At 47.4% G+C, this 13,754-nt stretch carries 14 protein-coding genes and 1 other annotated feature; all 14 genes read right to left on the bottom strand.

Annotated elements, in window-relative coordinates; genetic code table 11:
• Positions 1 to 65: 65 nt before the first annotated feature.
• The 14 genes from rpoB to ACTRXI_RS14215 all read right to left on the bottom strand — a co-directional run bounded on the left by rpoB (position 66) and on the right by ACTRXI_RS14215 (position 13,753).
• Complete coding sequence (gene rpoB / locus ACTRXI_RS14280; RefSeq protein WP_474263634.1) at positions 66 to 3,605, bottom strand: DNA-directed RNA polymerase subunit beta; 3,540 nt, start codon at positions 3,603 to 3,605, stop codon at positions 66 to 68.
• 573 nt (positions 3,606 to 4,178) lie between these two features.
• Positions 4,179 to 4,775 carry a class I SAM-dependent methyltransferase gene (locus ACTRXI_RS14275; protein WP_474263632.1) on the bottom strand — a complete coding sequence of 199 codons (597 nt, stop codon included), beginning with the start codon at positions 4,773 to 4,775 and terminating at the stop codon, positions 4,179 to 4,181.
• A 105-nt stretch (positions 4,776 to 4,880) separates the two neighbouring features.
• Positions 4,881 to 5,243, bottom strand: a complete 363-nt coding sequence (rplL, locus tag ACTRXI_RS14270; RefSeq protein WP_319630636.1) for a 50S ribosomal protein L7/L12 — start codon at positions 5,241 to 5,243, stop codon at positions 4,881 to 4,883.
• A 52-nt stretch (positions 5,244 to 5,295) separates the two neighbouring features.
• A complete protein-coding gene (gene rplJ / locus ACTRXI_RS14265; protein WP_474263630.1) occupies positions 5,296 to 5,802 on the bottom strand; it encodes a 50S ribosomal protein L10 in 507 nt (168 codons plus the stop codon).
• 43 nt (positions 5,803 to 5,845) lie between these two features.
• Positions 5,846 to 5,999: a sequence feature (ribosomal protein L10 leader region), on the bottom strand.
• Between the two features lie 100 nt (positions 6,000 to 6,099).
• Positions 6,100 to 6,798, bottom strand: coding sequence for a 50S ribosomal protein L1 (gene rplA, locus ACTRXI_RS14260; protein ID WP_474263628.1), 699 nt, complete (start codon positions 6,796 to 6,798; stop codon positions 6,100 to 6,102).
• A 120-nt stretch (positions 6,799 to 6,918) separates the two neighbouring features.
• Positions 6,919 to 7,344 carry a 50S ribosomal protein L11 gene (rplK, locus tag ACTRXI_RS14255; protein ID WP_022794455.1) on the bottom strand — a complete coding sequence of 142 codons (426 nt, stop codon included), beginning with the start codon at positions 7,342 to 7,344 and terminating at the stop codon, positions 6,919 to 6,921.
• Positions 7,345 to 7,523: 179 nt separating this feature from the next.
• Positions 7,524 to 8,057, bottom strand: coding sequence for a transcription termination/antitermination protein NusG (gene nusG, locus ACTRXI_RS14250; protein WP_091616735.1), 534 nt, complete (start codon positions 8,055 to 8,057; stop codon positions 7,524 to 7,526).
• A 55-nt stretch (positions 8,058 to 8,112) separates the two neighbouring features.
• Complete coding sequence (gene secE, locus ACTRXI_RS14245) at positions 8,113 to 8,310, bottom strand: preprotein translocase subunit SecE (protein WP_474263626.1); 198 nt, start codon at positions 8,308 to 8,310, stop codon at positions 8,113 to 8,115.
• A gap of 296 nt (positions 8,311 to 8,606) precedes the next feature.
• Positions 8,607 to 10,136, bottom strand: coding sequence for a glycerol kinase GlpK (glpK, locus tag ACTRXI_RS14240; RefSeq protein ID WP_474263624.1), 1,530 nt, complete (start codon positions 10,134 to 10,136; stop codon positions 8,607 to 8,609).
• Positions 10,137 to 10,169: 33 nt separating this feature from the next.
• Positions 10,170 to 10,997, bottom strand: coding sequence for an MIP/aquaporin family protein (locus tag ACTRXI_RS14235; RefSeq protein WP_474263621.1), 828 nt, complete (start codon positions 10,995 to 10,997; stop codon positions 10,170 to 10,172).
• Between the two features lie 351 nt (positions 10,998 to 11,348).
• Positions 11,349 to 12,017 (bottom strand): RNA polymerase sporulation sigma factor SigH, encoded by a 669-nt coding sequence (sigH, locus tag ACTRXI_RS14230; RefSeq protein WP_474263619.1) that lies wholly within the window; start codon positions 12,015 to 12,017, stop codon positions 11,349 to 11,351.
• 61 nt (positions 12,018 to 12,078) lie between these two features.
• Positions 12,079 to 12,591, bottom strand: a complete 513-nt coding sequence (locus tag ACTRXI_RS14225; protein ID WP_474263616.1) for an NYN domain-containing protein — start codon at positions 12,589 to 12,591, stop codon at positions 12,079 to 12,081.
• Positions 12,588 to 13,340 (bottom strand): 23S rRNA (guanosine(2251)-2'-O)-methyltransferase RlmB, encoded by a 753-nt coding sequence (rlmB, locus tag ACTRXI_RS14220; RefSeq protein ID WP_474263614.1) that lies wholly within the window; start codon positions 13,338 to 13,340, stop codon positions 12,588 to 12,590. Before rlmB ends, ACTRXI_RS14225 begins: the two co-directional genes overlap by 4 nt.
• Complete coding sequence (locus ACTRXI_RS14215; protein ID WP_474263612.1) at positions 13,337 to 13,753, bottom strand: Mini-ribonuclease 3; 417 nt, start codon at positions 13,751 to 13,753, stop codon at positions 13,337 to 13,339. The genes rlmB and ACTRXI_RS14215 overlap by 4 nt, the downstream gene beginning before the upstream one ends.
• Position 13,754: the final 1 nt, after the last annotated feature.

Raw genomic sequence — 13,754 nt, 5'->3', positions numbered from 1 at the left:
GTGCCTACAAAAGCTGATAAGCTTTTAATTAGACACCCCGTGTTCTCCATTTTACCGATGAGACCTTATGCGTTTTCCGAGGACTCGAGTCTAAGATTCAAGTTATCTCCGGGTTGTTCATCTTCATCATCGAGTTCTTTCATCTCGATTTCCTCTTCATTGCTCGAAAGCATTTTCACGTCCATCCCAAGGCTTTGAAGCTCTTTAATCAGAACTTTAAACGACTCAGGAACGCCAGGTTCCGGCACATTTTCCCCTTTAACAATCGCTTCGTACGTCTTCACACGACCGACAACGTCGTCGGATTTCACTGTGAGAATTTCCTGCAGCGTATAAGCTGCACCATACGCTTCAAGCGCCCATACTTCCATTTCCCCGAAACGCTGGCCGCCGAACTGGGCTTTACCACCAAGCGGCTGCTGGGTGACGAGGGAGTAAGGCCCGGTTGAACGGGCGTGAAGCTTGTCGTCAACCATATGGGCAAGCTTGATCATATACATGACCCCGACCGAAATACGGTTGTCAAAGGTTTCCCCTGTACGCCCGTCATACAATACGGTTTTTCCGTCCCGGGCGAGACCGGCTTCCTGAATGGTTTCCCACACGTCTTCTTCACGGGCACCGTCAAACACCGGTGTCGCCATGTGAAGGTTCAGGGAACGGGCCGCCATGCCGAGGTGCATTTCAAGAACCTGTCCGATGTTCATACGAGAAGGCACCCCGAGAGGGTTCAGCATGAGATCAATCGGTGTTCCGTCCGGCAGGTAAGGCATATCTTCCTCTGGAAGAATACGCGAAATAACACCTTTGTTTCCGTGACGGCCGGCCATTTTATCCCCTTCGTGAATCTTACGCTTCTGCACGAGGTACACCCGGACAAGCTGATTCACTCCTGGCGGAAGTTCATCTCCGTCTTCACGGTTAAAGATTTTTACGTCGAGTACAATACCGTCTGCGCCGTGAGGAACACGAAGCGAAGTATCACGTACTTCACGGGCTTTTTCCCCAAAGATCGCGTGAAGCAGACGTTCCTCTGCGGAAAGCTCCGTCATGCCTTTTGGCGTTACTTTCCCAACAAGAATGTCGCCATCCTTCACTTCCGCACCGACACGGATAATACCGCGGTCATCCAGATCCTTCAGCGCTTCTTCGCCGACGTTTGGAATGTCACGGGTGATTTCTTCCGGTCCGAGCTTAGTATCGCGGGCTTCTGACTCGTATTCATCGACGTGAATGGAAGTATAAACGTCGTCTTTTACTACCCGTTCACTCAGGATAACAGCGTCCTCATAGTTATAGCCATCCCACGTCATAAAGGCGGTTAATACGTTACGGCCCAATGCCATTTCCCCATTGTCCATCGACGGACCGTCTGCAAGTACTTCGCCTTTTTCTATACGATCTCCGTCTTTTACGATCGGACGCTGGTTGTAGCTTGTTCCCTGGTTAGAACGGACGTATTTCATCATACGGTATTTGTCGATATCAGTTTCGACTTCTTTTCCATCCACATTTTCAATGCGGCGGATCCAGATTTCACGTGCGGACGCCCGCTCAACTACGCCTTTGTGACGTGCGATAATGGCAGCGCCTGAATCTTTTGCTGAAACGTATTCCATGCCGGTACCTACAAGAGGCGCTTCCGGTTCAAGAAGCGGTACTGCCTGACGCTGCATGTTCGCACCCATCAATGCCCGGTTGGAGTCATCGTTTTCAAGGAACGGAATGCACGCTGTCGCAGCAGAAACTGCCTGCTTTGGCGATACGTCCATATAGTCAATTTTTTCTTTTGGAACGATCGTGTTATCCCCGCGGAAACGGGCAATAACTTCATCGTCGGCAAACGTGCCATCTTCAGCAAGTGAAGCGTTCGCCTGGGCGACTACGTAGTTGTCTTCTTCATCGGCAGTCAGGTAGTCACACTGTTCGGTGACCACTCCCGTATCCGGATCTACACGACGGTAGGCAGTTTCGATGAAGCCGAATTTGTTTACCTTGGCGTAGCTTGATAAGGAGTTAATCAAACCGATGTTCGGACCTTCCGGCGTTTCGATCGGACACATACGCCCGTAGTGGGAATAGTGCACGTCACGAACTTCAAAGCCGGCACGTTCACGGGTAAGACCGCCCGGTCCAAGCGCTGACAGACGGCGTTTGTGTGTCAACTCAGCCAGAGGATTTGTCTGGTCCATAAACTGGGAAAGCTGCGAGCTTCCGAAAAACTCTTTAATGGAAGCAATTACCGGGCGGATATTGATAAGCGCCTGCGGCGTAATGGAGCTTGGATCCTGAATGGACATACGCTCACGTACGACACGTTCCATACGGGAAAGCCCGATACGGAATTGATTTTGAAGCAGCTCCCCGACAGAACGGAGACGACGGTTGCCCAGATGGTCGATATCATCTGTCCGGCCGACACCGTGAAGAAGATTGAAGAAATAGTTAACCGAAGCAATCATGTCTTCAGGAGTAATATTCTTCGTATCATTATCAATATTTCCGTTACTGATTACGTTAATTTCACGGTCTTCGCCTTGACCGTCATCTGCATAAATCTTAATAGACTGTACGTCCAAATCTGCATCTTCCACCACTCCACCGGAAACGGTGTACCGTTTAAATCCAAGATTGTTTTCCAGGTACGGCATCAGACGGTCCAATGTCCGGCGGTCGAGCATCGTACCCGCTTCAACAATGACCTCTCCCGTTTCTGGATCAGCAAGCGTTTCTGCTAAACGCTGGTTGAATAAACGATTCTGGATATGAAGTTTTTTATTCATTTTATAACGCCCGACGTTTGCGAGATCGTACCGCTTCGGATCAAAGAAGCGCGTATTTAATAAGCTCTTAGCGCTGTCCACCGTTGGCGGTTCTCCAGGGCGGAGACGTTCATAAATTTCGAGAAGGGCTTTTTCACTGCCTTCTGTGTTATCCTTTTCGAGCGTATTTCGCAGGTACTGGTCTTCACCCAGAAGATCGATAATCTCCTGATCCGAGCCAAACCCAAGCGCACGAAGGAGCACGGTAACCGGAATTTTCCGCGTGCGGTCAATACGAACGTGAACGACGTCTTTTGCGTCTGTTTCAAGCTCGAGCCATGCACCGCGGTTTGGAATAACGGTCGCAGTGTGGCCACGCTTGCCGTTTTTGTCCACTTTATTATTAAAATATACGCTTGGTGAACGTACGAGCTGGGATACGATAACACGCTCAGCACCGTTTATCACAAAAGTACCTGTGTCGGTCATAAGCGGGAAATCACCCATAAATACTTCCTGCTCTTTTACTTCGCCGGTCTCTTTGTTCATCAGGCGAACCTTGACCCGGAGCGGTGCAGAATATGTGGCATCGCGTTCTTTTGATTCATCAATCGGATATTTAGGCTCCCCTAAATTGTAATCGATGAATTCAAGCACCAAGTTTCCGGTAAAATCTTCAATCGGCGAAATGTCCTGGAACATTTCGCGAATACCTTCATCTAGAAACCATTGATAAGAAGCCGTCTGAATCTCAATGAGGTTTGGAAGGTCCAATACTTCATTGATTCGGGCATAGCTTCTCCGCTGGCGGTGACGTCCAAATTGAATAAGTTGACTTGACAACAGATTCACCCCTCAAATCTCGCATGATATCCGCCCGTTTTAAAAACAAGCGTTTTTCCAAGGCAATTATCGGTAATATAGCTAAATAGTGATAAATGCAGAGACGCGTCGTCATGTAGACGGACGGCTCTTTCTGTTCTGATAAAAACGCCTGCGTATCAGAACACAGAGAACAGCCCGCGCACACCTCGTCGTTAAAAAAGCTTCACAAACCGAATAGCCAGTTTGAGAACGCTGATCGCTTCTCCCTGACTTATGTTGATTATCTTAAATGGAATTGTTTTTCCTAATACTTATTACGATCGATTCTCCCATTTCTCATTCGAGTGTGTTAGAATAAGAAGGAATCAAAAGCACAAACGTTCTCGTTGTAGTGGATAAGCTTGCTGTAACCGTAATTCAGCCCAGCCGTGAAGTGGCAAATAGAAAAGAAATGGATGATACTTCTTACGGTATCACCTGATTTAATAAGTAGAATATTACATGTAGTTTGGCGCGTATGGATACTTATACGCATTAAATTATAATACCATATCAAAACAGCACCGTCAACTTCTGATGGTGCTGTTTTATTTATTTACGTGCCCGAAAAATATAATAGCCTTTATTCTTTTTCACATTTTTCACGACCGGAAAAAGCTCATTAAGCTTTTCCTTCGCTGAAGGGGCGCCCTGCTTTTTTTGAATGACAATCCAGCATTCGCCCCCCGACTTTAGTGCTTCATAAGCTTCTTCGAACAGCCGGTGTACTACTTTCTTTCCGGCCCTGATGGGTGGGTTTGTTAAAACTGCTGCCGCTCCGCCTTTATAGGCGCTAAACAAATCACTCTCCGCCGCCTCTGCGTTATCCAGCTGGTACCGCTGGATATTTTTCTTTGCAAGCTCCACGGCGCGCTGATTGATATCAAAAAGCAGAACGCTTCGGGTGGTTTCTTTGGCGAGAGTAACTCCTACTACGCCGTAACCACAGCCAACATCTACGATGTCCCCGTCTACCTCCGGCCATTCAAAGGTTTCAAGCAGGGTCTCCGTCCCAAAATCCACCGTTTGTTTCGAGAAGACTCCGCTGTCTGTAATAAATGACCAGTCTTTTCCCCGAAGCTCTGCACGAATGACTTTCTCGTTGCTCGCCGCGCTTGGATTTGCATGAAAATATTGTTCACCGCTCATAGCATCGCTCCGTTCTAATTATTGGAATATTATCATAGCAGGGCCAGACAGTTTATTGCAACAAAAAACTCACCCGCACAGATGCGGATGAGTTTTATACGAAACTTACTTCAATTCGATAGAAGCGCCTGCTTCTTCGAGTTGACCTTTCATTTCTTCAGCGTCTTCTTTAGATACGCCTTCTTTCAACGTGTCAGGAGCTCCGTCTACCAATGCTTTAGCTTCTTTCAAGCCGAGGCCGGTAATTTCGCGGACAACTTTGATGACGTTGATTTTAGAAGAACCAGCGCTTTCGAGTACTACGTCGAATTCTGTTTGCTCTTCCTCAACGACTTCACCGCCGCCACCGCCAGCTGCTACTGGTGCAGCTGCTGTTACGCCGAATTCTTCTTCAATTGCTTTTACTAATTCGTTCAGTTCCAGAACGGACATTTCCTTAATCGCATCAATCATTTCTTGATTACTCATGGATAATCCTCCTCTTAATATTAATATTTAAGCCGATTTAAACGCCGGTTGGTTAGGCGCTCTCTTCTTCTTCTTTTTGCTCTGCCACTGCTTTTGTAGCCAGTGCGAAGTTACGGATTGGCGCCTGCATAACGCTAAGCAGCATAGCCACAAGTCCATCGTGGGATGGAAGGCTTGCCAATTCCTTGATCTGCTCCTGGGAAACAACGCTGCCTTCAATGACACCTGTTTTGATTTCCAGTGCTTCGTGATCTTTAGCGAAGTTGTACAACACTTTCGCAGGTGCTACTGCGTCTTCTTTGCTTGTCGCAATGGCTGTAGGACCTACCAGGTGTTCATTCAACTCGTCCTTCAGATTCACATCTTCTGCTGCACGACGCGCCATTGTATTTTTATATACTTTGAAATCAACGTCTGCTTCACGAAGCTGCGCACGCAATTCTGTGATTTCCGATACGTCCAGACCGCGATAATCCACCAGTACGGTCGATACGCTGTCTTTCAGCTTAGCCGCGATTTCATCAACAACCGCCTGCTTTTGTTCGATTACTTTGCTCATCCGTTCCACCTCCTGCCATTCTTTATTGTTTGCCGCCTGCAACCGCAGACACAAAAAATCTTCCTGTCCAATTAGCAGACACGAAGACACTACTCCCGTAAAACGCATTAAAGCGTTCAATGTATAGGAATGGTACCTCGGCAGGACGTTTAAGTGCTTTGCACTCCTGCTGTCTGCGGCAACAATATAAAATTGTTGGCTGATCCGTCATTTAGTATAAATGGAAGCAGCACCCGGGTCAAGAGCTTTTTCAAGATCGCCCGGGAGCTCCCGGCAAACAAAGTATTACGGTTTAATTTATGCGAATTTCAACGACGAAGTGCTTACTTTTACGCCAGGACCCATGGAAGTCGTTACAGCAACGCCTCTCATGTACGTTCCTTTAGCAGCTGCCGGCTTTGCTTTTTGAAGCGCTTCGGCAACCGTGTTGAAGTTTTCCACCAGGCTTGCAGTATCAAAGGATACTTTGCCGATTGGCGCATGGATGTTACCGGACTTATCGACACGGTATTCCACTTTACCCGCTTTAATTTCTTCAACAGCTTTTGTAACGTCCATTGTAACCGTACCAGTTTTCGGGTTAGGCATAAGGCCTTTCGGTCCGAGGGTACGGCCCAATTTCCCTACCTGGGCCATCATGTCAGGAGTGGCTACTACTGCATCAAAGTCAAACCAGCCTTGCTGCACGCGGTTCACCAGATCTTCTTCTCCTACATAATCAGCGCCGGCTGCTTCTGCTTCCTGAGCTTTTTCGCCTTTAGCAAAAACAAGCACGCGCTGGCTTTTTCCTGTTCCGTTTGGAAGTACAATCGCGCCACGGATCTGCTGATCGTTTTTACGCGGATCAATTCCAAGACGAAACGCCACTTCTACCGTTGCATCAAAGTTTACGATCGATGTTTTCTTCGCAAGCTCAATCGCCTCTTCAGCATTGTACTGCTGCTCCTGGTCGATGAGCTGCGCCGCCTCGCGGTATTTTTTACCTCTTTTAGGCATTGTTTTTCCTCCTTGTTGTGGTTTAACGGTAAGACCTCCCACTAGTAAAGGTTGCGAGCCGTCCCTTCGGCAAAAGCGTCAGAGGCGTCCACACAACCTTCAGCAAGGCAAATCTTTCAATTAGTCTTCAACGTTTAAGCCCATGCTGCGGGCTGTTCCTTCAACCATACGCATTGCTGAATCAACGTCAGATGCGTTCAAATCCTGCATTTTCGTTTCAGCAATTTCACGAACCTGATCCCGGGTTACTGAACCGACTTTGTTACGGTTAGGCTCACCGGAACCGCCTTTGACTCCAGCTGCTTCTTTAAGAAGTACAGGAGCTGGCGGAGTTTTCGTAATAAAAGTGAACGAACGGTCTTCATAGACACTGATTTCTACAGGAATGATTGTCCCTGTCTGCTCCTGTGTACGAGCGTTGAATTCTTTACAGAATCCCATGATATTCACACCGGCTTGACCAAGCGCTGGGCCTACCGGTGGTGCCGGGTTCGCTTTACCAGCCGGAATTTGAAGTTTAACAACCTTCTCGACTCTTTTAGCCACGCGACACACCTCCTTCGTCCGTGATGTGGTAGCCGGATACAATGTATCCTCCCACTCATTCTAAAACACCATGTGCTTTAGGCTGTGATATCTTTCAATACCAAACAGGATGATTTTATCACCTGCAGCCAAAATAAGCAACAGCTAATTCAAGAGTGGGCGGAAACAATAAGCCGGCTCTAGATTTTTTCTACCTGAGTAAACTCCAGTTCAACCGGGGTTTCGCGGCCAAACATGTTTACATAAACTTTGACCTTCTGCTTTTCTGCATTAATTTCTTCGACCGTGCCGGTGAAATCAGCAAACGGCCCTTCGGTAACCTTCACTGCTTCTTTAAGTTCAAAATCAACCTCTGCCTTTGGTTCCTTCTCGCCCATCTGACCGAGAATAGCATCCACTTCGTCCGGCAGCAGCGGCGTCGGCTTCGACCCAGCTCCTGTCGAACCGATAAACCCGGTTACTCCGGGCGTATTGCGGACTACGTACCAGGAGTCATCTGTCATTACCATTTCAACAATGACATATCCCGGGAAAACCTTTTTGGAGACTGTTTTGCTCTTCCCATTTTTGGTTTCCGTTTCTTCTTCCACAGGTACCAGTACACGGAAAATCTTATCCGTCATCCCCATAGACTCCACCCGTTTTTCCAGGTTTGTTTTTACTTTGTTTTCATAGCCCGAATAAGTATGGACTACATACCAGCTTTTTTCCATATCTAGAGTGGGAGCTAAGTCCCTTCCCTCCTTTATTCCAAACGTTCAACCATTACTACTCTAAAAATACACGAACAAGCTCAGAAAGCCCTAAATCGATAACGGAAAAATAGATCACAAAAAAGATGATAGTCAGTACCGTGACAATCGTATATTTCGTTAGCTCTTTGCGTGTCGGCCATGTAACACGCTTCATTTCCTGCCCTACTTCTTTGAGAAAGCGGATAGGGCTTTTTTTCGTACCCCCAGCCATGCAGCCACCTCCATCAACCGGTGTTTACGGTTATAGAATTATTAATATAAGGTCTCGTACGAACAAAGTATCTGCATCTTTTTCTGCATCGAATGTACCACCAGGCTTCTTTGCCCTGCTTGTTTTCAACCATTAAAAAAACAGCCGCTCCTAAGGGCTCTGCGGTCTGTTTGCTTTAGGTGCACATATATTTCTACCAATATCAATCATAAACAACTTCCCCACTATAATCAAGAAGAAATTGAAGTGCATATAAAAACCGGCGCTCGCGGTAAGCGCCGGTCCCTTCATAATTATTAGTTAGCTGACTGCGTTGGTGCTTTCTTTTTTCCCGGTTTGAACGCTCTGGTAGCGTCCACTGCTTCTTTCCAGCCTTCGTACAGTTCTGTTCTCGTATCTTCATTAATCTGCGGGTCAAATTGTTTCTCTTTTTTCCATTGCTTTTTCACTTCTTCTTTGCTGCTCCAGAAGCCAGTAGCAATCCCCGCTAAATATGCTGCTCCCATCGCAGTTGTTTCAATAACAGCCGGGCGCTCTACGGGCACACCGACAATATCACTTTGGAACTGCATCAGGAAATCATTTGAAACAGCGCCGCCGTCAACACGGAGAGATTTCACTTCAATACCAGAGTCTGTTTCCATTGCGCCGAGAACGTCCTTTGTCTGATACGCAAGCGACTCAAGGGTTGCTCTTACGAAATGCTCTTTTTCCGTTCCGCGGCTGAGTCCGAAAATAGCTCCGCGCGCTTCACTGTCCCAATAAGGAGCACCGAGTCCTACAAATGCCGGTACAAAGTATACACCGTTCGTATCATCGACGCGCTCGGCATATTTCTGGCTGTCCGGAGAGTTAGTAAACATCCGCAGCCCGTCCCGGAGCCACTGAATAGCCGATCCGGCTACGAAAATACTTCCTTCAAGAGCGTATTCAACTTTACCATCAATTCCCCAGGCAATAGTAGTCAGCAATCCATTATTTGAAGGCACTGGCTTATCCCCCGTATGCATCAGCATAAAGCAGCCGGTGCCATACGTGTTCTTTGCCATACCTTTTTCAAAGCATGCCTGGCCAAACAGGGCAGCGTGCTGGTCTCCTGCTACGCCGGCAATAGGAACTTCCTGACCAAAGAAGTGGTAGTCCACTGTATTGGCATACACTTCGGAAGAAGAACGCACTTCCGGCAGCATGCTCTTCGGTACGCTAAGCACATCAAGCAGTTCGTCGTCCCACTGCAGATCATAAATATTGTACATAAGCGTCCGGCCGGCATTGGTATAGTCCGTGACATGCGCTTTTCCTCCGGACAGCTTCCAGATGAGCCACGTATCAATGGTACCAAACAGGAGATCTCCGTTATCCGCTTTTTCCCGGGCACCTTCCACATTATCGAGAATCCATTTTACTTTCGTTCCTGAGAAATAAGCATCAATCAGGAGACCGGTTTTATTACGGAACATTTCTCCGTATCCCTGCTCGTTCAGTTCGTTGCAAATATCCATCGTCTGCCTTGATTGCCATACGATGGCGTTATAGACAGGACGGCCAGTGTGCTTGTCCCATACAACCGCTGTTTCACGCTGATTCGTGATCCCAATCGCGTTAATCTCTTCAGCCTGGATATCATTTTCCCCAAGCACCTCTGCAAGGACTGCAAGGACAGAAGTCCAGATTTCCTGGGCGTTATGTTCCACCCAGCCGGATTTTGGGAAGTACTGCTTGAATTCTCTTTGCGCAGTGCCTACAATTTCTCCTTCTTTGTTAAAAATAATGGCACGCGAGCTTGTCGTTCCCTGGTCGATTGCTAAAATGTATTTCTTCTCCATCCGCCTCATCTCCTCTTTCGTATATAATTTGTATTAGTTTTTAACTTCAGGGTTGGACATGATTGTTTTTTCGGAACGTTTGCCCATGTAGTACAGGCTTCCCAGGAAAACAGCTACGACAACCGAGTAAATCATTAATGCCATCGCGCCTTCTCCTAAGAAAAACGACCGGTAAACCATTGCACCGAACACACCGCCGGCAGCCGGAGCTACAACTGGAATCCAGGCGTAGGACCAGTTGGAATCTCTTTTACCCGGAATCGGCAGCAAAGCGTGCGCAATACGAGGGCCAAGGTCACGGGCCGGGTTGATGGCATATCCTGTCGTACCGCCGAGTGAAAGACCGATCGCTACGATTAGAAAGCCGACAATTAACGGGTTCAATCCTTCAGTAAACTGGTTGGCACCAATTCCCAAAATACCGCCGACAAGGACGGCTGTGCCGATGAATTCACTTAAGAAGTTATTAAACCTATTTGGAAGAGCCGGATCGGTCGAAAATACCCCGAGCTTTGTATTCGGGTCATCTGTTTCTTTCCAGTGACCGAGAAAGTGAAGATAAACTACTACGCCGCCTAGTGCAGCACCAATTAATTGAGCAATAATATAGCCTGGAACCTGGGCCCATGCGAATTCCCCAACAGAAGCAAGACCGAGCGTTACAGCCGGGTTAATATGTGCTCCGGAGAACTGGCCTACTGCGTAAACTGCCATTGCCACCGCAAACCCCCACCCAAGTGCTACAACAATCCAGCCTCCGCCCTGAGCTTTTGATTTGTTCAGGCTGATATTGGCAACTACGCCGCCGCCAAAGATAATAAGAATCATCGTACCGATAAGCTCTGCTAAATAAACAGACATTTCTTCTTCCTCCTTTTTTTATTAAAGCTTACTTATCGTCATAACGTTAGGCGGTTCGTCTTATTATTTGTTGCGGCGCCGCAAGACCCAGACCTTTAATCCCGGTTATTTTCCAGAAAAACGCTTTCATAATAATGAATAAAAATTAGCATGAACAACCGGAAATAACCGGGTGAGCCTAGAAAAAGCCGCACACGTATCCCAATGGAATGACTGGTGTGCGGCTTTCATATACTCAACCTAACGTATTAACTTAAATAAAGCTTACCACTACGAGAAAACGCTGTCAATAACTTGTCACATAATTATTTTTGATTTTTCTGAAATCAAAAACCCTACAAACCCCGTCTTTCAAGAGATTAACGCATTCCACTCTTCACAATTTTCAAGTTTCCGCTTGATTCTCTGAAGCGCATTATCGATTGATTTATTTCTTCTGCCGAGCAGTCCGGACATTTCCTGATAGGAACGGCCATCGATGTACAGCTGCAGCACCTGCTGTTCGAGTTCACTCAGTACATTGCCAATTTTCGTTTCCATATCCTCCTGCTTCTCCCTGATAATCAGCAGATCCTCCGGACTTTTGGCGTGGGTCTCTACTAAAATATCGAGCAGCGGCCGTTCCGAGTCTTCCTCATACACTGGTTTATCCAATGAAATATATGAGTTCAGCGGCGAATGCTTCTGCCTCGTCGCCGTCTTTATAGCTGTAATGATCTGCCTCGTAATACACAACTCAGCAAAGGCACGGAATGAGGATAGTTTGTCTCCCCGGAAATCTCGTACAGCTTTGTACAGCCCTATCATTCCTTCTTGTATAATATCTTCATAATCTCCCCCGATGAGAAAATACGATCGCGATTTCGCCCGCACCAGATGCCGGTATTTCTCAATCAGTCGTTCTAACGCCTGGTTATCGCCTGCACGTGCAAATTCAATCAATATTTCATCTTCGGTTCGGGTAGTTTGACGTTGTTCCGGTTTCTTGAGGTCTGTACTCAATACAATCCCTCCGCCCATGCGCGTAGTAGTGTAAATATAGCAATCATTATATCGGAGTGTTCATAAGAGCGTCAACTGCCTACAGATCCCTTTTGCGCCATTTGTCGAAAATTTCTGCCATTTCTTCCGTTATAGGAAGAGTAGTCTTATGAATTGCTTTTTTTTGATTTGCAAGCTGTTCTTCAATGCCTTTTTCAACAAGCTTTGCTTCATGCCGGAGCTCCCGGGCTGATTTTCTTAATGCCCCGCTCCCAAACGTCATTGACTGTTCGGCATAATCAGAGGTTGCGACGTGTACTCTTGTTTCCACATTTTTTAACTCTCCAACTAATTTTTCGATGCGCTCATCAGCTGTCTCGTGTTCTCTCGTATATACGACCTCCACACGTTTCAGCTGGTAGTTTTTTCCGATACCGGGGACCATGTGGGCATCGAAAACAACAATAACTCTCCATCCTTTATACGCCTGGTATTCCGCCATCGCGTCAATAAGCCGGTCCCGGGCTTCTTCAAGATGACCGGCCCGGAGCGGCTTCAGCTCCGGCCAGTCGCCAATTACATTATATCCATCTACGAGAAGAATGTCCTTCATGGTGTCTGCCTTCCCTTCTCCTGGCGTTTGCGCAGCACTTCGTACATTAGAACACCACCAGCGACAGAAGCGTTCAATGAAGTAACCGGTCCGTGCATCGGAATCTCTACCAGAAAGTCACAGGCTTCCTTTACGAGCCGGCTCAATCCCTTACCCTCATTTCCGATTACGAGAGCAAGAGGCATATCCGCCTGCATCTGCCTGTAATCAGAGGCATTTTCTGTGCCTGTCCCGGCTATCCAAAGACCTTTTTCCTTTAATTCATCGAGCGTCTTATTAATGTTAGTTACCCGGACTACCGGCACGTACTCGACGGCTCCTGCTGATGTTTTTACCACAGTCTGGGTCACACCCGCCGCCCGTCTTTTCGGAATAATGACGCCGTGCACGCCGGAGGCATTCGCGGTTCGTATCATGGACCCCAGATTATGAGGGTCCTCCACCCCGTCCAGTACGAGGAAAAAAGGATCCTCATTCTGTTTTTCTGCTTTACGGAATAAATCATCCAGCCCTGCATACTGATACGAAGGGACAGCAGCTGCCACTCCCTGATGCACGCCTGCATCGAGTTCATCGAGTTTTTTCTTTGAAACCTCCTGAACCGTTATGCCTTTTTTTCCTGCGAGAGCGCGTATTTCCTGTGCTGCTCCTTTTTTGGAAGTGTCTGCGATCATAATTCTTTCAATTTTCCGGTCGGCTTTTAACGCTTCTATAACAGGATTTTTCCCCGCGATCCATTCCTGGCTCATAATGACTGGCCTCTTTCTTGTGTTTTGTCTATCGCAAATGCAATAATTTCGTTCACCCGTTCCTGTCTTCCGGCAAAATACAGATACCCAAGCATTGCTTCAAAAGCCGTACTCATGCGGTAGGTGGCCAGATCCGCATTTTTGGGGATGCTTCCGGATTTCGCGTTACGTCCCCGCCTGGCCACGGCTGTCTCCTCTTCAGTTAAATACCCTTCATCCCACATGGACCGAAGCACTTCCGCCTGGGCCTGAGCCGATACGTAGGAGGTAGCCTGCTTATGCAGCTCCTGCGGCCGAACTTTCCCTTCCGAAATTAAATAATGACGGATGTGGGTTTCAAGCACTGCATCTCCCATATAGGCAAGCGCCAGCGCATTTAACTGCTTTTCATCCACTTTACTATAGTTTATCATG

This window comes from Marinococcus sp. LNHM4E3-1, assembly GCF_056034405.1.
Note: the sequence above shows the minus strand (reverse complement) of the source record. Positions and strands in the feature narration are given on the sequence as shown.

Coding starts and splice junctions, on each gene's coding strand:
- ACTRXI_RS14275 (WP_474263632.1), bottom strand. CDS start 4,775: ATGAGCGGTGAACAATATTTTCATGCAAATCCAAGCGCGGCGAGCAAC.
- rplL (WP_319630636.1), bottom strand. CDS start 5,243: ATGAGTAATCAAGAAATGATTGATGCGATTAAGGAAATGTCCGTTCTG.
- rplJ (WP_474263630.1), bottom strand. CDS start 5,802: ATGAGCAAAGTAATCGAACAAAAGCAGGCGGTTGTTGATGAAATCGCG.
- rplA (WP_474263628.1), bottom strand. CDS start 6,798: ATGCCTAAAAGAGGTAAAAAATACCGCGAGGCGGCGCAGCTCATCGAC.
- nusG (WP_091616735.1), bottom strand. CDS start 8,057: ATGGAAAAAAGCTGGTATGTAGTCCATACTTATTCGGGCTATGAAAAC.
- secE (WP_474263626.1), bottom strand. CDS start 8,310: ATGGCTGGGGGTACGAAAAAAAGCCCTATCCGCTTTCTCAAAGAAGTA.
- glpK (WP_474263624.1), bottom strand. CDS start 10,136: ATGGAGAAGAAATACATTTTAGCAATCGACCAGGGAACGACAAGCTCG.
- ACTRXI_RS14235 (WP_474263621.1), bottom strand. CDS start 10,997: ATGTCTGTTTATTTAGCAGAGCTTATCGGTACGATGATTCTTATTATC.
- sigH (WP_474263619.1), bottom strand. CDS start 12,017: ATGGGCGGAGGGATTGTATTGAGTACAGACCTCAAGAAACCGGAACAA.
- ACTRXI_RS14225 (WP_474263616.1), bottom strand. CDS start 12,591: ATGAAGGACATTCTTCTCGTAGATGGATATAATGTAATTGGCGACTGG.
- rlmB (WP_474263614.1), bottom strand. CDS start 13,340: ATGAGCCAGGAATGGATCGCGGGGAAAAATCCTGTTATAGAAGCGTTA.
- ACTRXI_RS14215 (WP_474263612.1), bottom strand. CDS start 13,753: ATGATAAACTATAGTAAAGTGGATGAAAAGCAGTTAAATGCGCTGGCG.